Origin of the sequence: Citrobacter sp. NCU1 (assembly GCF_010231475.1) — a bacterium.
Lineage (GTDB): Bacteria > Pseudomonadota > Gammaproteobacteria > Enterobacterales > Enterobacteriaceae > Citrobacter_D.
The window spans coordinates 35588-61807 of sequence record NZ_NRDO01000074.1; the positions used below are offsets into that span (position 1 = coordinate 35588).

Consider the following 26220-nt stretch of genomic DNA (forward strand, 5'->3'; position numbering starts at 1 on the left):
TTAACATAAAATGAAGGTATTTACGTTTCGGGTGTGAACGCTAGCTGTCAGCGCTAAAAGACTGAATAACCGCGTGATCCAGCGATTCATACTCACCGGTTAATTCTGCGCTCAGTTTCGCCATATACGCCACCAGGAAATCAGCATTATGCTTTGCCAGCACTTTTCCTCTGGCGGTCTGCATGGTCTTCGGCAACACCAGTAATTTGCTCTGGAAATGGTCGAGCGCAAACTGTTTATCGTTGAGAGAACGATGCCGGGCAAAAGGGTCTTCGGCGTCAAACAGTGCCACACCCAGCGTGCCTGATACCGCAAATACGCGAGCCAACCCAATTGCGCCGAGGGCTTCCAGTCTGTCGGCATCCTGTACTATTTTCGCCTCGAGCGTGGCTGGTGCAATTTTTGCGCTAAAACTGTGGGCCTCGATCGCATGAACGACCGCGGGTATCCGTGTTTGGGGGAATGAAGGGAAATCATGCCTTAATATACGACTGGCCTCTTTCGCCGCTAACACTGACGAACGATGCCTTTCTGGATGGTTTTTGGGGAGGCTGACAATGTCATGAAAGTAACATGCCGTCAGCACAACTAACCCGTCTACAGCTTCATGATCACTCAGTTTTTGCGCTGTCGCCCAGACACGACGAAAATGAAAAATGTCATGGGCCGTATCTTGTTCCAGATGATGATCGCTAAGCCAGGTTTCAAACTCTTGTTGCCACTGTTGCAGATCCATGTCGCCTCTCCTCGTGTGGAGGTCTTACATTAGCAACTTTCACTGTCACCTTCATGCCGAATATCACGAGGTCTTGTGTACCATGCAATTCCCCCCAGGATAATACCGACCAGGCCCAGCACCATAAATCCCAGCAAAGCCCCAAGCCACTTGCCTGCCGTTGACCCCAGATCGCTCTCCATACCTGGAACAGGCACTGACTGTAGGTTGCTCATCACCCAGACATACCGCGCCATGGCCCAGACAAAATATCCGCAAAAAGCATAAAAAACCCACAACGCCAGTTTTCCGCCCAGACTGCGGTTTGCTTTTTCTTCCATATTGGTCAATTTACACTCCGCTTTGGTGATGTGACTAAAACGACTAAATTTACACAATTTTGTGATTATAATCACATCCAACTGTGAAGTAAGGCACTACGTGTGCTTTGGTTATTTATTTTACCTATACATTGATCTCAGGCAATTTTGGTTAGGGCTTCGCAAGCCTTGTCAATCCAGACAAGAAACAAAAAGCATCAACACTGGAGATTTAAATTATTAATAGCGTGAATGCTATTAGCGACAACGCATTATTTTACGCCTGGAAAATACCATTATTGCTCATCTCCTCTTTATTTTAGCAGGGCTTTATTGCCGGCATCCATGCCTATTTTTTAGCCAGAACAAATACCACATACAATTACCATTTATACAATTAATATTATTTATTCAGAGAATTTCAAAGCAGCAAACTATAACCAAATGAAAGCCACATATAATTACATGCAATAAAACGAAAGAAATCATATTTAATTATTTATAAATAAATTCATTTGAAACAATTTGAATTATCTTAAATAGATTTGTTACATGTTATTTTTAAATAAAAATGAACTCCATAGAATAGTATCCCAATGTGCTTTTTCGGATAGAGCACATATTCACACGAATTATTATCATAAGGATATATATATAATGAAAAGAAAAGTTCTGGCATTGCTTGTCCCGGTATTATTAGCAGCTGGCGCAGCAAATGCGGCTGAAGTATATAATAAAGACGGCAATAAACTCGATCTCTACGGCAAGGTTGATGGGCTACATTACTTCTCTGACGATTCCAGCAGCGATGGTGACATGACTTATGCCCGTTTCGGTTTCAAAGGTGAAACACAGATCGCAGATCAGTTCACTGGTTACGGTCAGTGGGAATATAACATTCAGGCAAACAGTACAGAGAGTGATAAAGGCGACTCGTGGACTCGTCTGGGCTTTGCGGGCTTAGGTTTTGGTCAGAATGGCACCTTTGATTATGGTCGTAACTATGGCGTGGTTTACGACGTAGAGGCGTGGACTGATATGCTGCCAGAATACGGTGGCGATACCTACACTCAGACTGATGTGTTTATGTTAGGTCGTGCTAACGGCGTTGCCACTTATCGTAATAAAGGGTTCTTTGGCCAGGTTGACGGTTTGAACTTTGCATTACAGTATCAGGGTAATAACGAAGCCAGCAGTACGGGCCAGGAAGGTTCCGGTAACAGCCAGGGCCGTAAATTAGCCAAAGAAAACGGTGACGGTTTCGGTATGTCTACCTCCTATGACTTTGACTTTGGTTTAAGTCTGGGCGCTGCATATTCTTCATCAGACCGTACTGATGATCAGGTAACTCGTGGTTTAGGGGACCGTTCTCATGCTAACAGTTATGCCGGTGGGGAAACGGCAGAGGCCTGGACCGTTGGCGCTAAATACGATGCTAATAACATTTATCTGGCAACAATGTATGCAGAAACTCGCAACATGACCTATTACGGCAGTGGTGATGGAAGCGAAGGCGGTATCGCCAATAAAACAAAGAACTTTGAAGCCGTCGCGCAATATCAGTTCGATTTTGGTCTGCGTCCTTCTCTGGCCTACCTGCAGTCAAAAGGTTCTGATTTAGGCGGTTGGGATCAGGATAGTAACGGCAACGCTCGTTACACCGACAAAGATCTGGTCAAATACGTTGAGCTTGGTGCGACTTACTACTTCAACAAAAATATGTCTACCTATGTTGATTATAAAATCAACCTGTTAGATGAGGATGACCAGTTTTATGAAGACAATGGCATCGCAACAGATGACATTGTTGCAGTTGGTCTGGTTTACCAGTTCTAACTTGCCATTTTCTCAGGCCCGCGCTACGCGCAATGCCTTTCACTTAAGCGGAGCGGCATTGCGTTTCACCGGATAACGGGTTTTTGATATCTTGACCGCCCCCGGCCTTGATGGTCGGGGGCGTTTTGTTATGAACACTGTTTCCAGAGCCCCCCGCAGATGCTCCAGTCGTTTCGGGATTGTCCCTGGTGATACCGAATTTCCCAGCACTATCATTTCCGTCGCAATAAACTGGAACGCGAACTTAAAGCTGATTTCTGACGCCGCTTTTTTGTGTTTCTCCGCAGCTTTTATCGCCTCACGCCTTATCAGGTTATAGGCCAGCAACATGCCCCAGACCTCCTGTTCCAGAAGCTCAACCTTACGGCTTCTCAGTACCAGAGCATTGTTCAGCAGGTTGCTTTTCAGGTTTCTGAACCCGACGTCGATTTCCCATCGTGAGTGGTAAAGCTCCGCCACCTCTTTTGCTTTATAGCTGTCTGCCGGGAGCGATGTCAGCACTGTTTTCTCCACACCGCTCATCTCGTAAGTCACCGCCCGGGCATACCAGAACTCTGGCAGGGAAGGATTCTTTTTCCGTGCCTGTTACGACACTTTCAGTTTCAGCAGTCTGTCACCTGCGCCATAGCAGGTTGCCGTTTCTGCCGCCATATCTTTGCGGGCGGGCAGCAGCCAGTGGCGGTTACCTCCTGCTGGTTCAGCGTCAGCAGCGGGTCTGCGCTGCAGAACAAGCGTAATGGAGTTATCCGGGATGGTGGTGAGCATTGAGTGGCCAGTTGGGTTTGCTCCGCCGTTAAGGTGCGGTCGCGGCATCCAGCAAAATGTGAATGCTCAGATTCATTAATGCCACCAGACGCATAACTGGGTATGCCTCTGTCGCTCAGTGGATGTGTTGGCAGAGCCATAATGTTCACGCAGTTCAGGTTCATCAGGTGTCCTGAACTGCGCGCCATCAATGGCAAAAAGTTGTCGTCCATGCCAGTCATCCTTCAGGTAACGTTCCACGCCCCATGTCCGCGCGGTCTGGCGGAAGATCCATTACACCGGCGCGGCCCTCACGCGCTGACGCGCCTGGGTAACAGCGCTGCGAGCCAACAGGCTCATCCCCGCGTCGCCATCTGCGCTCAGGTTCAGACGACGAGCCACATCGGTAATCGGCTCATTGCGGAAGAAGGCTATAGCCACCACCATCCAGATAACCATGTCGCCCGGTAAACGACGACGACAAACAGTCGCATGTGCAGAAAACGTCAGGCAGTGCTGTATCCATCCCACGGGAAGATGCTGGGCAAAAAGCTGTGCAGAGGGGGGCATCAGCGGATGATCGCTGAAATCGAGCATGTTATTGAAAAGTATCATAAAAAAACGGTTCCCTGCTGTGGAAGCCGTTATAGTGCCGCAGATAGCGGTCAACCTCCCCCTAACTGATCGGCATTGCCGCTGAAGCGGGCTTTTTTGTTCCCACCCCATCATGGTGACCAATACTCATCACCAGGATTCAGCACACACCCAACCTCATACTAACTGAGCACCGAACATCGGTTGAGCCTGACATTACAATAGTTTATGAAAGCTTTGGCTCACATCACATTTAACGGTTCCGAACTGATGGAAAAGAAGAACAACATTGTGGCAAAGTGGGATTCAGAACGTTTGTTGCAAGATTTGCCGGGCAATACGCACTAAAATGATGCTCAGGCATTATCTTTTCAGTCAACAGGAAGCAAAGTCCTGGCGGTGTAAACTAAGGCAGGAAGGAAGAGTGGCGGAGAGAGGGGGATTTGAACCCCCGGTAGAGTTGCCCCTACTCCGGTTTTCGAGACCGGTCCGTTCAGCCGCTCCGGCATCTCTCCGTTTTGATGGCTGCAATGATGCCAGGTAATTTGGCATTTTAACAGACCCTGCCCTTTCAATTTTGTTCAAGTGATGAGTTTGCGAGCAAAACGATGATTAAGTGGCCCTGGAAAACACAAGAAACAGCGCAGAATGAAGTCCTGCCGTGGGAAGACGCCCTTGCCATTCCTCTGCTGGTAACCCTCTCTGCTCAAGAACAAGCCAGATTGATTGCGCTGGCAGAGCGTTTTTTACAGCAAAAACGACTGGTCGCGCTTAAAGGTTTTGAGCTGGATACGCTAAAAAGCACCCGCATTGCACTCCTTTTTTGTCTACCCGTTTTGGAGTTAGGCATTGAATGGTTGGATGGTTTTCATGAAGTGCTGATCTACCCTGCCCCATTTGTGGTGGATGATGAATGGGAAGACGACATTGGGTTAGTACACAACCAGCGCGTCGTTCAGTCCGGACAAAGCTGGCAACAAGGGCCTATTATTCTCAACTGGCTTGACATTCATGACTCCTTCGACGCCTCCGGTTTTAATCTGATCATTCACGAAGTGGCGCATAAACTGGATATGCGCAATGGCGATCGCGCAAGTGGCATTCCTTTAATCCCGTTGCGAGATGTTGCAAGTTGGGAGCATGACCTGCATGCTGCAATGAACAATATTCAGGACGAGATTGATTTAGTGGGCGAGACGGCCTCCAGTATTGATGCCTACGCCGCTGTTGACCCTGCTGAATGTTTTGCCGTCTTGTCCGAATACTTTTTTAGTGCGCCAGAACTGTTTGCACCGCGATTCCCGGCACTATGGCAACGCTTTTGCCAGTTCTACCGTCAGGATCCGTTACAGCGTTTACGCGATAGCACTGACGACGAGCAGCGGGCTTCATATGTACATTAACCCTCCTGATTTGAGGATTAATTAACCAATTGAAATAACATGCGAATTTTACTGTTGACACCGTGTGGTGTGGTCAGTATTATTCGCCTCGTTCACACGATTCCTCTGTAGTTCAGTCGGTAGAACGGCGGACTGTTAATCCGTATGTCACTGGTTCGAGTCCAGTCAGAGGAGCCAAATTTAGAAAAGCCCGCTTTTTAGCGGGCTTTTTGCTTTTCTATATTTCATTTCAACCCGTGTTTATTCCTTTAAATTAATTACAGTCAGTAAAAATAAACCTCCGGTATTTCTGAATTCATTCTGATAATTCCTTTCTTATTCATTTCTTTTTTTTCCGATAACCACATTAAAGTCTCCAGATATAGGTTCAGTTCTTTTTAAGTTGCGCGGCATTGAGATATGCGTCACTGAAATTATCGTTACGTCGTTGCTATTCTTTGCCCCTGTTTGGGTAACATCCTGAATACCTCAATATCCTCTGCGTAATAATTAAGCGAAACGGACCTGTTATTTTGTCCAGAAGACTGAGATACGCGGACAGATATTTGGAGAAAACGCGGGCAGACGCGTTTGTCTCTCTGGCGAACGACGCCGGGTCAGTCGAAGCGTCATCGCGCTTAAGGAAGCAGTGTGTTTCCGGTCTATTTTTAACGGAACAAAAAGGGGTTAGCATGTCGATTTTTAAAAAGTGCCTTATTGCACTATCAATAAACGTAGCGGTCGTTTCATCGGGTTTCGCCTGCACAACGCTGCTGGTCGGAAATGAAGCGTCTGCGGATGGCTCCATGATGGTTGCCCGCAGTGCAGACAGCGATGCAATGAAAGCGCAGCATTTCCTGATTCATCCAGCGAAAAAAAATCAAACCGGGGTGTACAGTACAAAAGCACATAACGGCGCGAATAATTTCACCTGGCCATTACCGAAGAATTCCTTACGTTATACCACCGTCCCAAACTGGAAAACCCAGTTGCATGGCGCAACAGGCTTTAACGAAGCCGGTGTCGGTGTGAGTGGTACAGAATCTATTTTTGCCTCACCACAAGCACTGGCATTTGATCCCTATGTTGAAGATGTCGGCATTACTGAAGACGATATTCCAGACGTTCTTCTTTCCCAGACAAAAACCGCACGGGAAGCCATCGCGTTATTGGGCCATATTATTGAAACCGTAGGCGCAGGCGAAGGTTTTGGTGTTGCCGTTGTCGATGACAATGAAGTCTGGTATTTGGAAACTGCTACCGGACATCAGTGGATGGCGCAACGTCTTCCTTCCGGGCAATATTTTGCGTCAGGCAATCAGGGGCGTTTACAGTCTTATGATGCAAAAGATCCTAATTTTATGGGTTCAAAAAACCTGATTGAATTTGCCACGGAAAAAGGTCTTTATGACCAGAAACGTGATGGAGCATTTAATTTCTCCAAAGCCTATACCCGTGATGATGAGCGTGATCGGACGTATAACGACCCACGCGTCTGGACTATTCAGAAGCAATTCACACCGTCACTGAAGCAGGATGTCGCAGCCGGTAGACAGTTCCCGGTCTTCGCCACACCGGAGAAAAAAATGACGCTGGATGACGTTAAAGCCGTCCTGCGCGATCATTACGAAGGCACCGAGCATGATCCCTATTCAAAGGGTCTGAATGGAAAAGAACCCTGGCGTCCGGTAAGCGTTTTCCGTACCTATGAAGCGCACGTTATGCAGGTCCGTCCGTGGCTGCCGAAGGAAATTGGTGAAGTCAGTTATATTGGCCTGGGCATGGCCGATCTCACCGCATTTGTCCCCTATTACAGCGGATTGAAAGCCTATCCTGCCAACTATACCATCGGTACAGATAAAGCAGACAGTCAGTCAATTTACTGGAAATACCGTAAATTACAGACGCTGACGATGACGGATTATCCGAAACTCGCCCCTATCGTTAAACAAGCTTACAAAGACTGGGAAGACAAGGTGGCGAAAGAACAGAAAGAGGTCGAGGCCGAGTATCTGAAAATGGCAAAAACCAATAAAGATGCCGCAAATAAAATGCTGAACGACTTTAATTTGCGTGTGATGGCCGACGCCGAGAAACTGACTGAATCGCTAACAAACCAGCTTTTCACTCTACGCACCAAGGATATTCAGTCCGATATCTACTTTGCGAATGCCGCCAAAAAAGACTAACGGAAAACAGTCGCCTCCCAAGCCGGATACCCTCCGGCTTTTTCATCCCGCCTTCATCGCCCCCTTTTGTTTCACAATTCGCTGACATACTATCGAATGGTATGGGCAACCTGTGAACGCATAAGGAGAATAATATGGAGAATCAGGGTAAAGGTCTGACACCTGAACAGGCGCTGGAACGCCTTAATGAGTTATATGATCGGTCAGTTAATGCACTACGGGAAGCCATCTCTCACTATATTGAAAACGGTACGCTACCCGATGTCGATGCACGAAATAATGGGCTTTTCGTTTACCCCTCACTCTCAGTAAGCTGGGATGGCACGGCCACTAATCCCCCCAAAACGCGCGCTTTTGGGCGTTTTACCCATGCGGGATGCTACACCACTACCGTAACACGCCCCGAACTGTTTCGCGCTTATCTGCTCGAACAGCTCACGCTTGTCTATCAGGACTACGGCGCACATATCTCCGTCGAACCGTCGCACCATGAAATCCCTTATCCTTATGTCATTGACGGCTCCGCGTTGACGCTGGATCGTTCAATGAGTGCCGGACTCACTCGCCATTTCCCGACAACCGAACTGGCGCAGATCGGTGATGAAACGGCGGATGGTATCTATCATCCAGCAGAGTTTTCGCCTCTGTCGCATTTTGATGCCCGCCGCGTCGATTTCTCGCTGGCGCGTCTGCGCCACTATACCGGTACGCCGGTTGAACATTTTCAGCCCTTTGTGTTGTTTACCAACTACACCCGTTACGTGGATGAGTTTGTACGTTGGGGATGCAGTCAAATTCTCGATCCGGACAGCCCTTACATCGCCCTGTCTTGTGCAGGAGGGATTTGGATCACCGCAGAAACAGAGGCGCCGGAAGAAGCTATTTCCGATTTGGCCTGGAAAAAGCATCAAATGCCGGCCTGGCATCTGATCACCGCCGACGGTCAGGGAATTACGCTGGTGAACATCGGCGTCGGCCCTTCTAACGCCAAAACGATTTGCGACCATCTGGCCGTCCTGCGCCCGGATGTCTGGCTCATGATCGGCCACTGTGGCGGATTACGTGAAAGTCAGTCCATTGGTGATTACGTACTGGCTCACGCCTATTTGCGCGACGATCACGTGCTGGATGCCGTACTGCCGCCCGATATCCCCATCCCCAGCATTGCCGAAGTACAGCGCGCGCTCTATGACGCCACCAAACAGGTCAGTGGTATGCCGGGCGAAGAGGTCAAACAACGTCTGCGCACCGGAACCGTGGTCACCACAGATGATAGAAACTGGGAATTACGGTATTCGGCCTCAGCATTACGCTTTAACCTCAGTCGCGCCGTGGCGATTGATATGGAAAGCGCCACCATTGCTGCGCAGGGTTATCGTTTCCGCGTTCCCTACGGCACGCTGCTGTGTGTTTCCGATAAGCCGCTGCACGGAGAAATCAAGCTGCCGGGCCAGGCTAACCGTTTTTATGAAGGTGCTATTTCCGAGCACCTGCAGATTGGTATCCGGGCGATCGACCTGCTGCGCGCTGAAGGCGATCGTCTACATTCCCGTAAATTACGTACGTTCAACGAACCGCCGTTCCGTTAAGACCAGAAGGTATCTATGCAAAACTCAACTCCCCTTTCCGCTCTGCGCAGCTTACTGATCACGCAAGGGCTGGACGGTATGATTGTCCCGCGCGCCGATGCCCATCAGAGCGAAGATTGTACGCCGCATGACAATAAACTGGCCTGGTTAACCGGGTTTAGCGGCTCTGCCGGACTGGCGCTGGTGCTCCGTGACCGGGCGTTAATCTTCGTCGACGGGCGATATCAGGTACAAGTACGCGCCGAAGTCGATCTCAACGATTTTGAGATTCATCATTTGCACGACGAACCTCTGGCAGACTATCTCCAGACACAGGTTCCGGCTGGGGCGCGCATCGCATTCGAACCGCTATTGATGGCTAACAGCCAGTTTGAAGCGCTCTCTGAGACTCACTGCGAACTGGTGGCCTTAGAGAGCGATCCATTTGACACCGTATGGCATGACCGCCCCGCGCCACCTTGCGGACTCATTCGAGAAATGCCAATTGACATCAGCGGAGAAAGCAGCACGCAAAAGCGCACGCGTATTATCGACGCGATGTCCAAACACCAGGCTGATATTCTCGCTATCACTTTACCGGACAACATTGCCTGGCTGCTGAATGTCCGGGGCGCGGACCTGAATATGGTACCGGTGCCTTTCTCTTTTGCTCTGCTGCACCGCACAGGTGAGCTGGAGTGGTTCGTCGATAGCCGAAAAACCACATCATTACCGAACGCCTTGCTGGAGACATTGACGATCTCTCCGCAGAACGATTTTCTGCCTCGTTGCCAGCAGCTAGCCTCCGGGAAACGTGTTCTGGTCGATAAAGATTACGCCCCAGTAGCGCTACGTTTTGCCATTGAACAACACGGCGGCGACGTCATTTGGTCACCCGATCCCATCACCTTTATCAAAGCGAATAAAAACGCGACGGAGCTGGCCGGTTACCGGGAATGTCACCAACAGGATGGTGCCGCCTGGGTGAATTTTCTGGCATGGCTGGCGCATGAAGTTCCCCTGCGCGAAGCGGCGGGCAATCCCGTGACCGAACTGGAGGCCCAGGCAAAACAACTGTTCTACCGTCAACAGCAACCGGGTTTTATTGAACAAAGTTTTGGCACTATTTCTGCCTCGGCAAGCAACGCCGCCATGTGTCATTATCACTCGAGTGAACAAACGAATACGCCCATAACATCGCAGGCGATGTATCTGAACGATTCCGGCGGTCAGTATCACAATGGGACCACCGATACCACCCGTACACTGGCGTTTGGTCCTCAGAATGCGCAGCGGCGACTGCATTACACCGCTGTACTGAAGGGATTCCTGTCACTGATCACCTTGCAGTTTCCCAGTGGTAGTCAGGGTCACCAACTTGATGCTTTTGCCCGCCGGGCACTTTGGGAGCTCGGACTCGACTACGATCATGGAACAGGTCACGGCGTCGGTCATCAGCTTCTGATCCACGAGCAACCTCACCGTCTGGCTAAAAAAGTGAATCCGTGGCCGCTGGTCGCAGGCAATATTATTACTATTGAGCCGGGTTATTACCTCGCCGGGCAATACGGTATCCGTATTGAAAATCAGGTTGAGATCGTAGAAAGCCGTCCGGGGTTCTGCACGTTTTCCACGCTGACACTGGTGCCCATCGATTTGAATCTTGTGGAGTTACATCTGCTGAGTGATGCGGAGAAACAATGGATTGATGATTACCATCAGCAGGTCAGAGATACGTTGTCTCCGCTTGTGAACAGCGAAGCGCGTCCATGGTTGTTTGCAGCAACTGCACCCATTCGGGTACAGGCAAATTAAGTCTGCCGAAGAAAGCAAAAAAACCGTAAGCGCAAAACCGATCCTTAATCTGCAGCTCTATAACGGCTTCCATAACAGGGAGCCGTTTTCTTTTCCCTGGAATACCATATTCTGAGGGCCTGCCTGCTTTATGACAGACGATCCCTCCCCCTTCTGAGGCAGATTGTTCTCCTGGCAAAGCAGCAGAATGCACAGATGCGAAGGTCTTTCTGGATGCCCTTTCCAGGGCTAAACACCCGAAAAACGGGTAATAATTGTCACGGATGCTGGCTTTCAGAATGCCGGGTTTCGCTCTATTAAATCTCTGGAATGGGATTTTGCCGGGTGGATCAGGGGGAATACTCAGCTTCAGTTAAAGGAAATGGACGGCCCCCCCCAGTAGACGCTCCTGTCTTTTAGTTGGACTGCAAGCCAACGTATTCTGGCCATTTTTTTAGCTTAGACTCAATCTGACAGCTACTGATTTACAACCAGCTGTCAGATCACATTTAGTTCAACGTTTTTTTCAACACGTTTTTAAATGGTTAATATCAATTAGCCAAACCAGCCTGCTCGCGCATTTGCGTTAATAATGCACTCCAGTCCTGTCGACCACGCCCGTGTGCGCTAGCTGAGTGATAATAGGTTTCAGCAACCTGCCCCATTCCCAGAGGAACACCGGTCTGCTTAGCGATATCAACAGCGATTCGTAGATCTTTAAGCGCCAAATCCACCATGAAGGCGGGTGAGAGATCTCCTTTTAAGACTTTACCTGGCCACGTAGTTGTAAAGTGCCCCTTACCTGCCGCGGTACCGCTCATCACCTTAATCGCCACGGCTAAATCCAAACCTAAAGACTCACACAGTACCGCCGCTTCGGCAGAGAGTGCATTAAGCGCGATACTCATATAATTATTGATGAGCTTGACGCGAATGCCCATGCCTGGTCCCCCAGCCTCAACCAGTTCTGAGCCCATACACATCAATACAGCACGAGCCCGATCGACCTGTTCTGAGGTACCGCCGGCTAAAATCAATAAAGTACCGTCTATTGCATTATCAGAAGTTCTGCCTACCGGAGCATCCATCATAGCGATGCCTCTTTCTTGCATATCACTAATCAGCGCATCAGTTTGCAAGGGGTGAATGGTAGACATATCAATGACAAGAGTCTCTGGTGACATTGAGTTGATGGCACCGCGCTCACCCAGCAGCACTTGCCGAACTATATCGCCATTCGGCAGCATGGTAATAACGATGTCCGCGCCTACTGCAGCATCTTCCGGTGTCTGGGCTGCTGTTGCCCCTTTCTCCACAAGAGCATTTACCGCTTCCTGATTGATATCAAACACACGTAAGCAATACCCTTTCAGTAGTAGGTTGCTGGCCATAGGACTCCCCATCTGACCGAGACCAAGAAAAGCGATATTCGTCATAATTATCTCCATCGATAATGTCATAAAATATACAATCAAACATCTTTTAAAGTTCGGTTTTGATCATATTTGTAATATACAGGCAAAAACATGACACCGATCACTAATCCAATCATTTATGTAATAAAAGAGAACAAAAGTTGACTTTGTCACGAAAAAATAAACAATAATGACCATAATTGGCGTGGGGATGGCTGTTCTGAGCCGGATGTATTGCCTGAATGCTTCACCCTGTTGGCAAAGACAATTTATTGAACCATTTAGGAAAGAGATTGAGCACTGCCCGCCATTACAGAGGACCATGACGGTGAGCAAAGCCGTCTGAATGTTCCCAACCCGAACTAATTTGGCAGTACACTATGAATAGAATCAATTGATTTTTCGGAATATGATCGGGTTTTGCTCAATGTGGGTTAGCATGGGGACGTATAACATCTTTAGACAGGATTGAGACAGAGCATTTTTGTCACTTTCCTGCCGTTTCGGTTAATGTGAGTGGTAAAGCCAGGGCCGTAGAGGAATTTCAGGGCGCGATAGCATTGGCAATAGCGAAAGAAATAACCGCAGGTTGATCAATGCCGTAGCCAGATTCGAAGGCATCATTCCCAATGGACGTGCCGGCATTCCTGATCGTGAGCAAACAAAGTCATGTTTGTCACGTTGTAGGAAAAATATGTCGCACCTATCCGATACATACAGGAGAGAACATGAGTATCATCGAACTGACCGGTAACCCGCGACACGATCAGCTCGTTCACTTTATTACTGAACGCGGCTATATGAATATTGAAGAACTTGCGCAGTTACTGGATGTTTCGACGCAGACAGTGCGTCGTGATATTCGCAAACTCAGTGAGCTTGGGTTAATCACCCGCCACCATGGTGGTGCGGGCCGGACGTCCAGCGTGATGAATACCTCGTTTGAACAACGAGAGTTATCACTGACCCATGAGAAACTCGCCATGGCGGAGGCTATCGCCGACTACCTTCCTGAACGATGTACCGTATTTGTGACCATTGGTACCACCGTTGAAGCGATTGCGCGCGCACTCCTGGGGAGAAAAGGGTTACGGATTATCACCAATAGCCATCGTGTCGCTCATATTCTTTATAAAAATCAAGAGCTCGAAGTCATGGTCCCAGGAGGAACATTACGTTCTGTCAACGGCGGGATTATTGGCCCCAACGCGATCAATTTCATTGAAGGATTCAGGGCGGATTATCTCATTACGAGTATTGGCGCGATTGATAACGATGGTACGCTGCTTGAGTTTGATGTTAATGAATCCATGGTGGCAAAAACGATGATGGCCCATGCTCGCCACACGTTGTTGGTTGCAGACCATACCAAATTCAACGCATCGGCGGCGGTATCTGTCGGAAATATACGGGATGTGAAGGCCTTCGTTACGGATATCCAGCCTCCAGCATCGTTTAATCAATTGCTTAAACAAGAGAAAGTGGAACTCATTGTTGCCACATAGGCAGTCTCTCTGGATGATGCGTTGTGTTACTGTTCAGATGGGCATCAGCCCCCCATAACGAGGGGGCTCCGGTTTTTTGATGGGATGTTTTACTGCAGGTAATGTCATCGCTCATCAGCAATAATCACATCAACCTGCTTCTGTTGTAATAATTTTGACAACAATGGCGGGAGAGCCTGATCCGTGAACAAGGTCATATCCGACGTAATGCTACCGACTTTTACAGCCGCCGTTGTGGAAAATTTAGAGTGATCAATCGCCAGTAAAACATGTCGGGAATTATTAATCATCGACTTTGTCACGGCGGCTTCATTGATGTGATACTCCAGCAGATTGCCTTCGTTATCCACGGCCCCCACGCTTGTGATGAGGTAATCTGCGCGAAAACCGTCAACAAAGAAAACGGTATCAGGCCCAACGATTCCACCGTTGACAGGCCGCAGGATCCCACCGGGCAGCACCACTTCAAATGTCGTGTTTTTATACAGTATGCTGGCAACACGCAAGCTGTTGGTAATAATGCGTAAGTCCTGGCGCTCCACAAGCACCTGGGCCACATGTTCCACACTGGTACCAATGGTAATGAAAACAGTACTGCCATCGGGAATGTAGTCGACAATCCGCCTTGCAATGCGCTTTTTTTCAATTAAGTAAGCGGTCTTTCGTTCCTCAAAAGCCAGGTCTGTCAGACTGTTGACAGGATGCCCCACCCCACCATGATGGCGGGAAACCAGTCCTTGCTCACTCAATTTACGAATATCCCTGCGTACCGTCTGTATCGAAACGCCAAGAATTTCGGCCAATTCGTCATGGCTCATAAACCCTCGCTCATGAACCAGGGAGATCAACTGATCATGACGCGGGTTGCCGGTGAACTTTCTCGATTCCATTACCTTTCCTTACTGCTTCAATAGCTCATAACGTTCAAGCCTATTTTACGAAAATCAGAGGATAAAAACCGTCTGATTGTACATTTTAGTACACACGGAGATCACAAAATGACGAATTATTACATCAATTATCAAAACAGAATCACATGTGTGATTGTCGTCACTTTAATTACACATAATGACATATATCATCACTTCACAACGTCAAAACGTGTCACTTAGCAATCACCAGGAGGTCGTGCGATGTCGAGCTTACTTGTCATTACAGTACAAAGTGCGAAACAAACACTCTCCAGAATGATCACAAATGGACACAAACAAACCACATTTGACAATCATCCACCGGTAGTTGAAAAACAGCGACACGTGGCAGTAAAAACAAAGCATGTTTGCCAGCAAAACGTGTTGCAGCAGATTTCATCATCATTGTTCCTTCAAACGGAATGCGCGTCAGAAGAGCGTGCTTTAGCACGCCATTATGTAAGTGAAATTATAAAAAAATATATTTGTTATAAGTATACCAACAATTTTTCATCATCATCTCAGAATCTGCGCAGTCAATAATATATAAGCGCAGATTTAAACACCCTTCAAAATCACATAGAGAGTTACAAAATGAACACCGTAACAAATATTTTATTTCCGAATATCAATGAAGTGATTACTGAAAAAAAAGAAATCAAATTCGAGCCATTAAAGGGGCATGAAGCTCGTATCTCTGCGGTATATGTTGGTATTTGCGGTTCCGATTTGCATGTATTGAAAGGACATCACCCGGTAGGTAAACCGCCGATTGTACCTGGTCATGAAATTGCAGCCTTAGTCACAGAAATTGGCGCAGACGTCACCAATGTAAAAGTGGGTGACCATGTTGTCGTTGACCCTATTATGGCTTGTATGGAATGCCCTGCCTGTAAAGCAGGTCGATTCAATCTCTGTATTCCGCCGTACGTCGCTGGCTTCCGCGCGCCTGGTGTTGCCCGTTCATCACAGGTGCTGCCAGCACGCAACCTGCACCCTGCGCCTAAATCACTCTCCTGGGAAGTTCTGGCCTTTGCCGAACCTGCTACCTGCGCACGACACTGCGTTAACCGGATGCCAAAAGAAACGCTTGAAGATGTACTGGTAATTGGTGCCGGAACAATCGGACTGTCAATAGTGCAGGCGTTAAAAATTATGGGAGCCCAAAAAATCACAGTGATTGAGCCGGATCAGAACAAAAGCGAGCTGGCGAAAAAATACGGTGCCTGCCGGACCTTAAAACCAGGCGAATTGGGAGATGAGAGCTTTACGGGCGTTATTGATGTTGTCAGTAATCAGGCCACGATCATGGAATCCTGTCTGAAAGTGAAGCCGGGGGGAACCGTGATGTGTATGGGCGTCCCGAGCGGTAATGTCGAAATCCCGATGGCGCACATGCAGCGCTTTGAGCGTGATCTGATGTTCTCTGGGATGTATCTGCCTGATGACTTTGATGCTGCTATTGAATGGCTGGCAGACGGTCTGTTCGATACCAGCGATTTAATTACCGATGTTTTCGATGTAGAAAACGCTGCGGAAGCTTTTACTCGGGCACAAGAAGCTGACTCAATTAAAGTTCTGGTTAAATTTGCAGACCTCTAATATCTAAAAATTAATTAAATCATACCCCAGTGCTTTTAATATAAAGAAGCACTGGGAGTATTCTCATTAATATTTATGGCGAATGGGCAAAAGAAACAAAATGAGCCAAGTTACAGAATGCCAGAATAAGATAATTAATTCCCCAGGGGATAATTCCACCATGAGAACCCACTCTATAACGATTAACTCTCCACAAGATGTCATTAATATTATAAGTCAGAATCCATTAGCTCGCTCTGGATTACTGGTAATGATTTCATTGGGAGGGGTCCTGATTGATGCCTATCAGGCTGCAATGATTGGCTTCGGAAATAAATATATTGCTGAAGAGTTTGGACTTTCACCCGGTTTGACAGCAACCGTCAATGCTTCGGTCATCGTTGCTGCACTCTTTGGTGGCCTGCTATCGAATCGTGTGATCAATATGTTTGGTCAACGCTTCGCCTTCGTTATTGGTCTTGGTATGTGTAGCCTGGGCTCATTAGCCGTCAGTTTTACCCCCGACATCTGGTGGTTACTGATCTGTCGTATTGTGATGGGCTTCGGACTGGGTATTGATTTCCCACTGGCGGCCAGCGCCATTGCAGAGTTGCGCGGTACGGCATCGAAAAAGTCAGGAACCTCAGTCAACTTATGGCAAATGATGTGGTATATCTCAACATCGTTAGTCTATCTGGTTCTGATTTCGCTGCATTTCTCCAATATCGTGGATGAAGAGTTATGGCGCTATGGCATCTTTATTGGAGCGGCAATCGCGTTAGCCGTTATCCTGCTGCGTCTTCTCTTTATCGGTGAATCTGCGGTCTGGGCAGCACGAGTCGGAAAATATGATCTCGCCTGTAAGATCCTGGCATCACGCTACGGAGTAAATGCTAAACCGGGTCAAAATCTGACGACTGGATTTGCTGAACCGAAGAAAAGTGTTAAAGGCGCTTACCGGATATTATTCACGAAAAAATATCTTCCCCGTACCGTTATTGGCAGTGTGGTTTCAGTCATGCAGGCATGGCAATACGGTGCCGTAGGCTTATATCTCCCGTTGACCCTTGCCACCATTTTGCAGGGAGGACTGTCTAATGCGTTGGCAGGCTCCGCCGTCGTCAACGCTTTGTGCGGCATCAGTGGGGGCGCTATTGGTTCGCTCATTATTACCCGCTTTGGCGCCCGCAGACTCTCAATGATCGGTTTCTCTGTCGTCACCGTAGCATTAATCGCTCTGGCCTTCTGGCCACAGGTAAGCCCCTGGTTGTCGCTGTCTCTGCTTGGCGCCATCATCTTCTTCCATTCTGCCGGTCCTGGTGGTCTGGGGATGACGATTGCCACGCTCTCTTACCCGCCTTCCATCCGCTTAGCCGGTATTGGATTCGTTCGTGGTGTCATGCGTCTGGGTGGGATCGCAGGCTTAATTTTCTGGCCAATGCTGTGGGGAAAATTCAATACCGATGCTTTCTTCCTGCTGGCGATTATTCCGTTTATCGGCAGTGTAGTTTGTAAGCTGATCAAATGGGAACCCGTCGGTTGCAACGTTGATGCTGAAGATGAAGAAGTACTGAAGCAACTCAGACAACATCAGTAAGAGCAAAAGGATATCAATCATGGATACCCGATACGACAGCAAGACCGGAAGTGCTGCACGCAATAAAGTTATTATTGCCAGTTTTACCGGTGCATTACTGGAATGGTATGACTTTTTCATCTTCGGTACTGCCGCCGGACTGGTTTTTGGCCCCTTATTTTTTCCGTCAGAAAACCCGACGCTCGGGACTATTGCTTCCTTTGCAGCATTTGGTATTGGTTTTTTCGCCAGACCACTTGGTGGAATAGTATTTGGTCATTACGGCGATCTGGTTGGTCGAAAAATCACACTAATCTGGACGTTGCTGATCGTTGGTATTTCCACGTTTTTGATAGGCCTGCTGCCAACGTATGATCAAGTCGGTATTGCGGCACCGATTATGCTCGTACTGCTGCGTTTGATTCAGGGTTTTGGACTTGGTGGGGAGTATGGCGGCGCGGCACTGATGACCTACGAGTCAGTGCCGGATAACCGTCGGGGATTTTTTGGCTCCATTATACAAATGTCATCCTGTGCAGGCATTATGCTGGCAACAGGGGTATTTGCGTTGTGTAACACACTGCTCACCCCAGAACAATTTATGAGTTGGGGCTGGCGTATCCCTTTTCTGTTATCGGCTGTGATGCTAATTGTTGGGATGTATATCCGTCTTCATATTGAAGAGACTGGGGACTTTAAAGACGCAAAAAAACAGAAAATACGTCAAAAACAGGATTTGTTACAGGTTCCTGAGAAAAATCGCAGTGAATCCGAAATAAAGAAAAAGGAGTCAATCCCTCTGGTGCAAATTTTCCGCAAGCACCCAAAGGAGATATTTCTTGCTCTAGGTACACGTTTAGTTGAGGCGGTTTCATCCAATATTATCAACGCATTTGGTATTGCTTATCTCGCGACTGAACTCGCGATGAATAAGCAAGTTCCACTAACAGGAATGCTAATTGCTTCAGCCATCGGTTTGCTATTTTGCCCATTCGTTGGCTGGTTATCGGATAGGGTTGGCCAGCGTAAGATATATATGTGGGGATCGGCGTTTTGCGTCGTTTACGCCATTCCGTTTTTCTTGCTGTTGAATACTCAAAATCCTGTATTAATCGTTTTGGCGATGGTTATCGGTTACAACTTTGGCCCTACGATGATGTTCGCTGTTCAGTCAACCATGTACGCCCGCATGTTTGATACCAACGTTCGCTATACCGGTTTGTCACTGGCGTACCAAATTTCCGCCATTCTCGGTGGTATGACGCCATTGATCGCCTCCGTATTGTTGTCATTAGGGGACGGTAAGCCATGGTACGTGGCCTCTTATCTGATAGCCACGGCTTTACTCTCCTTGTTCTGCGTCCGGGCAATCCGACAGGCTATCACGCAGCAATCCCCAACAACGGTACCGTAACCATTAATTTTGACTCAAATAAACCAGGTGTATGATTATGAATCAACTCACTAAAGATACTCATTTCATGGCTCTCCGTCAGGCCTTTGACACAAACTGGCCGGGACCCCATGCCGATGGCGTACTGCTACAAAATGATAATATTAAGGTTGTTATCCATCCTGAAGACGGATGCCGCCTTACTTCATTCACTGCCTTTAATCAGGAACTGCTCCGCCAGTGGCACCCGGAACGGCGAGCCTTCCAGTATGGAAGCTTTCCCATGATCCCATGGGTCGGTCGCATGAGTGGTGCGCAGTTTAATTTCAACGACCACAGTTATTCCATGCCAGCGAACAAACCGCCCTTTGCCATGCATGGAATGGCCTGCTTCGCGCCATGGAAAATACTCGAACACTCATCAAATTACGCAGAATTTGAATTCACCCTCGAGGAACCCTGGCCGTGGCGTGGTCGGGTTATCCAGCAGGTTTCCCTTGAGTCAGACGCGCTGGTACTCAGTCTGACTATTGAAACAGACGATGAGGAATTTCCTGCCGCTGCAGGCTGGCATCCGTGGTTTAAAAAATGGTGTGGTAATGCCAGCGAAGGCACGCCAGAAGAGAGCCTGCAACTTGCGTTTAACGCTGACTGGCAGGAAAAGACCGGTGCAGACGAACTACCCGATGGCAAACGCATTGCACCACAACCGGCCCCATGGGACGACACATTTGGATTCAGTGACAATCTTTCGGTAACGATGACATGGCCTGGAAAAATACAGTTGATCATGACATCTGACAGCAAAACCCTCGTGGTATTCGACAAGCAGCCCGATGCAACCTGCGTAGAACCACTTTCAGGGCCACCGAACGGAATTAACACATCACCTTCTCTGGTTAGTAAGGGCAACCCTCTGACAATAGTGACCCGTTGGCAGGTCGCGAAATTATAGTCAGAGCAGCATTCCGTTACCTTTTCTAAATAAGGAATCATCACGATGAAAAAAATTGTATGTCTGGGTAATGCGGTATGGGACCGTGTTTTTGAAACAGACCAGATCCCGGACCAGCCGACGAAATATTTTGCTAAAGGCTACTTCGAAAATGGTGGCGGCGTTGCAGCCACCGCGGCAGTCGCGAGTGCCCGTTTAGGGGCGGAAACCGTGCTAATCAGTCGACTCGGCAATGACAGCAACGGCGAGTTGATCCGTAAAGATCTGGCCGAATGGGGTGTCGATGTCAGCAAGATGCATGTCTTTCAGGAAATGCAGTCTTCGCATGCAGTGATTCACGTTGATCCTGCGGGTGAACGGCAGATTACCGTTTTTCGGGACAGTAAATGTCCCACCGACACAGACTGGTTAAACGCTGATATTTTGGATGGAGCCGATTGCTTATTATGTGACACCAGTTGGCCTGAAGGTGCGCTTTGGCTGATGGCCGAGGCGAAAAAGCGCCAGATCCCGACCATTCTTGACCTGGATTTAGGCGCCAGTCGTATGGACGAGTTAGTCGAACACGGTGATCATCTGGCCTTCTCTATGCCAGGACTCTTTTTGTTCACCGGGCAAAATGAGATCGCCGATGCCCTGAAAATGGCGCAGAAAAAAACGGCTGGCACCGTCTATGTAACCTGTGGCGCTGAAGGATGCTACTGGCTGGACGGTGATGACGTGCGACATGTCCCCTCCTTCAAGGTGGAGTGCGTGGATACAACAGGCGCTGGCGACGTATTCCATGGCGCATTAGCCGTTGCCATCGCTGAAAGACGCCCTGCACACGAGGCAATCAGATTTGCCAATGCTGTTGCAGCGCTGAAATGTACACAGGAAGGCGGTCGCAAAGGCATCCCGAACCGGAATCAACTCGAACAATTCCTTGAGCAACACTCATAATCCATACAGGTAAATATATGTTAGTTACACTACAAGAAGTTCTTGCTGACGCAGTTAAACATAAATATGCGGTTGGCGCGTTTAATGCTATTGATATCAATATGGCCCGAGGAATAATTGCAGCGGCTGAGCAGCGTCGTTCCCCCGTTATTATTAGTCAGGGACAAGGGCAGTTTCGTTTTACGCCACCGGAAATTATGGGGCCTTCTCTGGTACAACTCGCCCGCGAAGCAAGTATTCCGGTTGTGATTCATCTCGATCATGGTAAACAGCTTGAAGTGTGTGAACGGGCTATCCGCTCTGGTTATTCTTCTATCATGTACGATGGATCTCAGCTTTCTTTGCCAGAGAATATTGCTAATACCCAAGCGGCAGTAGCACTGGCTCGTCAACATAAAGTGTCAATTGAAGGTGAAGTCGGTCATGTTTCAAATGCTGAAACAGGAGACCTGCCTGAGACTCATGTTGAGATTTCAGCAGATGAACAGTTTCTGACGACCCCAGAGCAGGCACTGCAGTTCTGGAAAGAAACACAGGTCGATGCTTTAGCAGTCGCATTCGGTACCGGCCACGGTGTTTACCGCGAAACGCCAAAACTAGAGTTTGATCGCCTGTCTGAAATCCACAAGACGGTAAATGTACCACTGGTAATGCATGGCGGATCGGGGCTGGATGATGGGGCATATCAAGAAGCGATAGCCTGTGGCATTCGTAAGCTAAACTACTTTACGATGTTGTCTCAGTCTCTTGGTGATTTAATTAAAGAGGCAACCAATGCAACCAATGAACCTTTTTACCATGAGATTCAGCTGATTGTAGTAAATGAAACACAAAAGCATGTCGCTCGTCTGATGGACATTTTTGGTAGCGCTCAGAAAGCATAACCTGATTTCTGTTTGTTTATATTTATATTCAGCCTGGCTGAAGGGATCATATTATCCTTCAGCCATAATTTATCAGTTCGAAATGAGATCACATTGTTCTCAGCATCGTTCCAGTACCCGCTGTATATCTTCGGACACAAATTAACTGCTCAGGCAATGAGTGATAATTATCGTCAACTGCAATATTCACCCCATAGTGAATATTGCAAGCATAAAATGAAATAAATTAATTAGATAGTGTTAACTAATTTTATTCATATATGAATAAGGAGAACAGTACATGAATACTCAATATACATGGTTACATATTGGATTAGGTTCTTTTCATCGCGCACATCAAGCATGGTACTTGCATCGACTGATTACATCAGGAGACACGAGCTGGCATATTGCTGCAGGTAATATTCGTAACGATGCCGAACATGTCATCCAGGCTCTGGAGGCGCAAAATGGACGATATGTACTGGAAACGGTCAGCCCGGACGGCATAAGGGAATATGAGGAAATCACGTCGATTCAAAAGCTGTTGCCGTGGCAGGAAGGACTACAACCACTAATTGATGAAGGCGCCAACCCAAACACGAAAGTCATCGCCTTCACTGTCACAGTGGGCGGATATTACCTGAATACCAGCCATAAACTGGATGTCAGTAACCCCGATTTATCCAGCGATCTGCAGGGTGATCGCAAAACAATTTATGGCACGATCGCCAGCATCCTCGAACAACGTATGACGACGAATGCAGGACCCGTTACGCTGCTAAACTGCGATAATGTTCGACATAACGGTGAACGCTTTCGCGACGGGTTGATACAGTTCCTGGAGTTAACTGGCAAACAAGCCGTCATTGACTGGATGACAGTAAACGCAACCTGCCCAAATACCATGGTTGACCGCATCACGCCTCGCCCATCCGATGAACTCCCGGCTCGTGTTAAAGCTAAAACCGGTATTGATGATAAAGCACCGGTGATGGGGGAAACATTTATTCAGTGGGTGGTGGAAGATAACTTCCGCGATGTGCGGCCAAATCTGGAAGCTGTCGGCGTTGAAATGGTTGACTCCGTTATCCCTTACGAAGAAGCGAAGATACGAATCCTCAATTGCTCGCACAACTGTGTTGCCTGGGCTGGTACTTTAGCGGGCAAGCAGTTTATTCATGAAAGCATCATTAACGATTTTATCTATGACATTACCAACCGCTATGTCACGGAAGACGTCATTCCATGTCTTGGTGATAACGGTATCGATTTGCAAGGTTACCGTGATGTAGTACTCAAGCGATTCACCAACCCGCATATCCAGGACACCAATCAACGCGTCGCATCGAATGGTTCTTCCAAAATTCCGGCGATGATTTTGCCGACCTTACAAGAGTGCTACCAGCGTGGGGCACGGCCAGTGGCAACCGCCATGCTGCCTGCATTGTTCTTTGTGCTTATGGAACAATGGCATAAAGGAAATCTGCCTTACGAATACCAGGACAGCATTCTTGATATCCAGGGCGTTCACAACATGTTTGCCAACAGCGATCCGATATCCGACTTCGCGTGCAATAAAGCGCTGTTTGGTTCGTTAGCGGAGAGCGAGGATTTCCAGACGCTGATTCGTGAAAAAATAGCTGAAGTTTATTCAGCTCTTAAGGCATTCAAAACCCAACACTAAAGCAAAGCGTACTGTGTGTTCCTGGATTACACCCAACGCCAGCCGACAGCTTCAGTCCTCACTACGAGGCCTTTCCGGAGGCCTCAGAGCTGATAGCGTCCAGATGTCAGTATCAACAGGTCAGAGCAACTCAACGGGAAAGGCGTAATTCCATAAAGAGCTAACATCTCTTAAACGTTTACGCCCTTCAATGTTCTGTACTGGCACTTCAATTTTTTCCATAAGCATCTGGTAGTTAACATCATCCAGTACAGTTATGTCGGCTTACGGTTCCAATATGTCAACTTATGGATAAAACGACAATAAAAAAGGGGTTACCTTTCGGTAACCCCTTTTTTGTATTTGGCGGAAGCGTAGAGATTCGAACTCTAGAACCCTTTCGGGTCGCCGGTTTTCAAGACCGGTGCCTTCAACCGCTCGGCCACGCTTCCAATGAGGCGCACTATAAACATCCCGAACTGACCTGTAAAGCACCAAAGCGTTCGTTTGCCTGAAAAACAGTCAAAATATTGTCAACAGCATGAAATAACAACAAATTGACCATTTATTCAGCGCAAACCATCAATGTTTTTTGATGTACATATCTTTGCTGTAGTAATTTCCCAGGCTGTCGGAGACAAATCCGCCTACCCACGGCTTCACCAGATGGGTGCGAACGTAGTGATAAACCGGAATTGCGGGCACATCCTGCCCAAGCAAGTCTTCAGCCTGCTGATAATACTTACCTCGCTCCGCGACCGTTGCTGCTTTCGCAGCATTATGTAACGCCTCGTCATACGCCGGATTACTGTATTTGCTCGTGTTTTCACTGTCGCCAGTACGGTATGTATTCAGGAAACTTGCCGCATCATCGTAATCCGCTATCCAGGCATAACGAACCGTATCAAAATTACCGGTATGCATGGTATCAAGCATCGTTTTCCACTCCTGATTCTGTAATTTCGCCTCTACGCCGAGATTCTTCTTCCACATTGAACTCGCCGCAATGGCAATACGCTGATGCGTTTCCGAAGTGTTATAAAGTAAATTAAACGAAAGCGGATGTTCCGCGCCAAATCCCGCTTCGGCTAACAGTTTTTTCGCCTCTGCTATGCGTTTGTCCCGTGGCCAGGAAGCATAATCAGGCGCACGCAGTGTCACGCCGCCAATATCAGGCTGGCTGATGACCCAGGCTTCGCGCTGCCCCTGCCCCATGACTTTCTGCGCGATAATGTCCTTATCCAGCGCCATATTCAGCGCACGGCGAACTCGCGGGTCATTGAACGGCGCGCGGGTGGTATTGAACTGGTAGTAATAGGTTGACAGTTGTGGGGCGACACGTAGCTCTTCGCCCATTGTTTTTTTCAATTGCGCGAACTGGTTCACCGGCACGGTATAAACAATGTCTATCTCTCCTGCTTTGTAGCGGTTAACATCCGCCGCTTCAGAGCTGATGGGCAGCCAGGTGACTTTATTGATAACCGTATGCTGATCATCCCAGTAGTGAGGGTTACGCACCGTCACAATCCGTTCGTTCACCACCCATTGCGAAAGCGTGTATGCTCCGCTGCTGACGAAATGTTCGGGTTTTGTCCATTTATCACCAAAACGGCCAATCAGGACTTTATCCAGCGGCACCAGAGAGGGATGGGCCAGCATTGCGAGAAAAGCGGCGGTTGGCTGCGTTAGGGTGATTTCCAGGGTTCTGTCATTGACAGCTTTGACCCCCAGCGTATCAGGCGCTTTGTTGCCTTGCGCAATCTCTGCGGCGTTCAGAACATGCATATTCCCCAGATAGGTCGCATACGGTGAGGCTGTTTTGGGCGAAACTAAACGCTGCCAACTCCAGACGATATCCTGCGCTGTAATAGCCGAGCCATCAGACCAGGTGATCCCTGGGCGTAAATGGAACGTCCAGACCGTATTGGCTTTATTTTCCCATGATACGGCAAGTCGCGGTTCAATCGCCCCTTCCGGGGTGACAGCAACCAGTCCATCGAACATATCGCTGATTAACCCAAACTCGACATTGCTTTCAACTTTATGCGGGTCCAGCGATGCCGGTTCGCTACCGTTGTTTCTGACCAGTTCCTGTTTTTCTGCCAATACCGTTCCGGCGGGAACATTCGCAGCCCACGCTGCGCTGGTTATCGGCATCAAACTGACGGCTAACAGCGTAAACGTAAACACCCTCGGGTTGAGTTGAGCCATTCCCTTTACCTTATTGATATGTTGATGAGGACATCACCACTCTTAATTGGCGTCATGTTA

The 26220-nt window shown here is 48.2% G+C and carries 19 protein-coding genes, 3 tRNA genes and 1 pseudogene; 15 read left to right on the forward strand and 8 right to left on the reverse strand.

Annotated features, from left to right (window positions below):
* Positions 1-40: 40 nt before the first annotated feature.
* A complete protein-coding gene (locus CJP72_RS20685; protein ID WP_162383201.1) occupies positions 41-736 on the reverse strand; it encodes a phosphohydrolase in 696 nt (231 codons plus the stop codon).
* A gap of 29 nt (positions 737-765) precedes the next feature.
* On the reverse strand, positions 766-1056 hold the full coding sequence (drpB, locus tag CJP72_RS20690) for a cell division protein DrpB (RefSeq protein WP_162383221.1): 291 nt from the start codon (positions 1054-1056) through the stop codon (positions 766-768).
* A 636-nt stretch (positions 1057-1692) separates the two neighbouring features.
* Between drpB and ompC the strand changes: the two genes are divergently transcribed.
* The gene (gene ompC, locus CJP72_RS20695) at positions 1693-2871 is read left to right on the forward strand and encodes a porin OmpC (protein WP_162383202.1); all 1179 of its coding nucleotides are present in this window, start codon (positions 1693-1695) and stop codon (positions 2869-2871) included.
* A gap of 39 nt (positions 2872-2910) precedes the next feature.
* Here the strand turns inward: ompC and CJP72_RS20700 are convergent.
* A pseudogene (locus CJP72_RS20700) lies at positions 2911-4230 on the reverse strand (IS4 family transposase).
* Positions 4231-4634: 404 nt separating this feature from the next.
* A tRNA-Ser gene (locus CJP72_RS20705) sits at positions 4635-4724 on the reverse strand.
* 93 nt (positions 4725-4817) lie between these two features.
* On the opposite strand from CJP72_RS20705, the gene mtfA reads away from it, so the two are divergent.
* The 5 genes from mtfA (at position 4818) to CJP72_RS20730 (ending at position 11163) form a co-directional block, all read left to right on the forward strand.
* Positions 4818-5612 carry a DgsA anti-repressor MtfA gene (gene mtfA / locus CJP72_RS20710; RefSeq protein WP_162383203.1) on the forward strand — a complete coding sequence of 265 codons (795 nt, stop codon included), beginning with the start codon at positions 4818-4820 and terminating at the stop codon, positions 5610-5612.
* Between the two features lie 101 nt (positions 5613-5713).
* Positions 5714-5789: transfer RNA gene (locus tag CJP72_RS20715), tRNA-Asn, on the forward strand.
* Positions 5790-6283: 494 nt separating this feature from the next.
* On the forward strand, positions 6284-7780 hold the full coding sequence (locus CJP72_RS20720) for a C69 family dipeptidase (protein WP_162383204.1): 1497 nt from the start codon (positions 6284-6286) through the stop codon (positions 7778-7780).
* 134 nt (positions 7781-7914) lie between these two features.
* Positions 7915-9369: an AMP nucleosidase gene (locus tag CJP72_RS20725; RefSeq protein WP_162383205.1), complete on the forward strand. Its 1455-nt coding sequence runs from the start codon at positions 7915-7917 to the stop codon at positions 9367-9369.
* A gap of 15 nt (positions 9370-9384) precedes the next feature.
* Positions 9385-11163 carry an aminopeptidase P family protein gene (locus tag CJP72_RS20730; RefSeq protein ID WP_162383206.1) on the forward strand — a complete coding sequence of 593 codons (1779 nt, stop codon included), beginning with the start codon at positions 9385-9387 and terminating at the stop codon, positions 11161-11163.
* Between the two features lie 530 nt (positions 11164-11693).
* Here the strand turns inward: CJP72_RS20730 and yihU are convergent.
* Complete coding sequence (yihU, locus tag CJP72_RS20735; RefSeq protein WP_162383207.1) at positions 11694-12578, reverse strand: sulfolactaldehyde 3-reductase; 885 nt, start codon at positions 12576-12578, stop codon at positions 11694-11696.
* Positions 12579-13285: 707 nt separating this feature from the next.
* Here yihU and CJP72_RS20740 point away from each other — a divergent pair.
* The gene (locus CJP72_RS20740) at positions 13286-14062 is read left to right on the forward strand and encodes a DeoR/GlpR family DNA-binding transcription regulator (protein WP_162383208.1); all 777 of its coding nucleotides are present in this window, start codon (positions 13286-13288) and stop codon (positions 14060-14062) included.
* A 104-nt stretch (positions 14063-14166) separates the two neighbouring features.
* Here the strand turns inward: CJP72_RS20740 and CJP72_RS20745 are convergent, their stop codons facing one another.
* On the reverse strand, positions 14167-14952 hold the full coding sequence (locus tag CJP72_RS20745) for a DeoR/GlpR family DNA-binding transcription regulator (RefSeq protein ID WP_162383209.1): 786 nt from the start codon (positions 14950-14952) through the stop codon (positions 14167-14169).
* Positions 14953-15195: 243 nt separating this feature from the next.
* Here CJP72_RS20745 and CJP72_RS20750 point away from each other — a divergent pair, with 243 nt between their 5' ends.
* The 8 genes from CJP72_RS20750 to dalD all read left to right on the forward strand — a co-directional run bounded on the left by CJP72_RS20750 (position 15196) and on the right by dalD (position 23970).
* The gene (locus CJP72_RS20750; protein ID WP_162383210.1) at positions 15196-15516 is read left to right on the forward strand and encodes a hypothetical protein; all 321 of its coding nucleotides are present in this window, start codon (positions 15196-15198) and stop codon (positions 15514-15516) included.
* Positions 15517-15567: 51 nt separating this feature from the next.
* Complete coding sequence (locus CJP72_RS20755; RefSeq protein ID WP_162383211.1) at positions 15568-16575, forward strand: zinc-dependent alcohol dehydrogenase; 1008 nt, start codon at positions 15568-15570, stop codon at positions 16573-16575.
* Positions 16576-16735: 160 nt separating this feature from the next.
* Entirely contained in the window at positions 16736-18151 is a 1416-nt protein-coding gene (locus tag CJP72_RS20760; protein WP_162383212.1) for an MFS transporter, read from the forward strand.
* Positions 18152-18170: 19 nt separating this feature from the next.
* Positions 18171-19544, forward strand: a complete 1374-nt coding sequence (locus CJP72_RS20765; protein ID WP_162383213.1) for an MFS transporter — start codon at positions 18171-18173, stop codon at positions 19542-19544.
* 37 nt (positions 19545-19581) lie between these two features.
* Entirely contained in the window at positions 19582-20478 is an 897-nt protein-coding gene (locus CJP72_RS20770; RefSeq protein WP_162383214.1) for an aldose epimerase family protein, read from the forward strand.
* A 45-nt stretch (positions 20479-20523) separates the two neighbouring features.
* On the forward strand, positions 20524-21420 hold the full coding sequence (locus CJP72_RS20775; protein ID WP_162383215.1) for a PfkB family carbohydrate kinase: 897 nt from the start codon (positions 20524-20526) through the stop codon (positions 21418-21420).
* A 17-nt stretch (positions 21421-21437) separates the two neighbouring features.
* Entirely contained in the window at positions 21438-22304 is an 867-nt protein-coding gene (locus CJP72_RS20780) for a class II fructose-bisphosphate aldolase (RefSeq protein ID WP_162383216.1), read from the forward strand.
* 280 nt (positions 22305-22584) lie between these two features.
* On the forward strand, positions 22585-23970 hold the full coding sequence (gene dalD, locus CJP72_RS20785; RefSeq protein ID WP_162383217.1) for a D-arabinitol 4-dehydrogenase: 1386 nt from the start codon (positions 22585-22587) through the stop codon (positions 23968-23970).
* 343 nt (positions 23971-24313) lie between these two features.
* Here the strand turns inward: dalD and CJP72_RS20790 are convergent.
* Both CJP72_RS20790 and CJP72_RS20795 read right to left on the reverse strand, forming a co-directional pair.
* A tRNA-Ser gene (locus tag CJP72_RS20790) sits at positions 24314-24401 on the reverse strand.
* Positions 24402-24531: 130 nt separating this feature from the next.
* The gene (locus tag CJP72_RS20795) at positions 24532-26106 is read right to left on the reverse strand and encodes an ABC transporter substrate-binding protein (RefSeq protein WP_446714983.1); all 1575 of its coding nucleotides are present in this window, start codon (positions 26104-26106) and stop codon (positions 24532-24534) included.
* Positions 26107-26220: the final 114 nt, after the last annotated feature.

Excerpts from the sequence above, each read along its gene's own strand:
- CJP72_RS20685 (WP_162383201.1), bottom strand. The coding sequence starts at position 736 with ATGGATCTGCAACAGTGGCAACAAGAGTTTGAAACCTGGCTTAGCGAT.
- drpB (WP_162383221.1), bottom strand. The coding sequence starts at position 1,056 with ATGGAAGAAAAAGCAAACCGCAGTCTGGGCGGAAAACTGGCGTTGTGG.
- ompC (WP_162383202.1), top strand. The coding sequence starts at position 1,693 with ATGAAAAGAAAAGTTCTGGCATTGCTTGTCCCGGTATTATTAGCAGCT.
- mtfA (WP_162383203.1), top strand. The coding sequence starts at position 4,818 with ATGATTAAGTGGCCCTGGAAAACACAAGAAACAGCGCAGAATGAAGTC.
- CJP72_RS20720 (WP_162383204.1), top strand. The coding sequence starts at position 6,284 with ATGTCGATTTTTAAAAAGTGCCTTATTGCACTATCAATAAACGTAGCG.
- CJP72_RS20725 (WP_162383205.1), top strand. The coding sequence starts at position 7,915 with ATGGAGAATCAGGGTAAAGGTCTGACACCTGAACAGGCGCTGGAACGC.
- CJP72_RS20730 (WP_162383206.1), top strand. The coding sequence starts at position 9,385 with ATGCAAAACTCAACTCCCCTTTCCGCTCTGCGCAGCTTACTGATCACG.
- yihU (WP_162383207.1), bottom strand. The coding sequence starts at position 12,578 with ATGACGAATATCGCTTTTCTTGGTCTCGGTCAGATGGGGAGTCCTATG.
- CJP72_RS20740 (WP_162383208.1), top strand. The coding sequence starts at position 13,286 with ATGAGTATCATCGAACTGACCGGTAACCCGCGACACGATCAGCTCGTT.
- CJP72_RS20745 (WP_162383209.1), bottom strand. The coding sequence starts at position 14,952 with ATGGAATCGAGAAAGTTCACCGGCAACCCGCGTCATGATCAGTTGATC.
- CJP72_RS20750 (WP_162383210.1), top strand. The coding sequence starts at position 15,196 with ATGTCGAGCTTACTTGTCATTACAGTACAAAGTGCGAAACAAACACTC.
- CJP72_RS20755 (WP_162383211.1), top strand. The coding sequence starts at position 15,568 with ATGAACACCGTAACAAATATTTTATTTCCGAATATCAATGAAGTGATT.
- CJP72_RS20760 (WP_162383212.1), top strand. The coding sequence starts at position 16,736 with ATGAGAACCCACTCTATAACGATTAACTCTCCACAAGATGTCATTAAT.
- CJP72_RS20765 (WP_162383213.1), top strand. The coding sequence starts at position 18,171 with ATGGATACCCGATACGACAGCAAGACCGGAAGTGCTGCACGCAATAAA.
- CJP72_RS20770 (WP_162383214.1), top strand. The coding sequence starts at position 19,582 with ATGAATCAACTCACTAAAGATACTCATTTCATGGCTCTCCGTCAGGCC.
- CJP72_RS20775 (WP_162383215.1), top strand. The coding sequence starts at position 20,524 with ATGAAAAAAATTGTATGTCTGGGTAATGCGGTATGGGACCGTGTTTTT.
- CJP72_RS20780 (WP_162383216.1), top strand. The coding sequence starts at position 21,438 with ATGTTAGTTACACTACAAGAAGTTCTTGCTGACGCAGTTAAACATAAA.
- dalD (WP_162383217.1), top strand. The coding sequence starts at position 22,585 with ATGAATACTCAATATACATGGTTACATATTGGATTAGGTTCTTTTCAT.
- CJP72_RS20795 (WP_446714983.1), bottom strand. The coding sequence starts at position 26,106 with ATGCCGATAACCAGCGCAGCGTGGGCTGCGAATGTTCCCGCCGGAACG.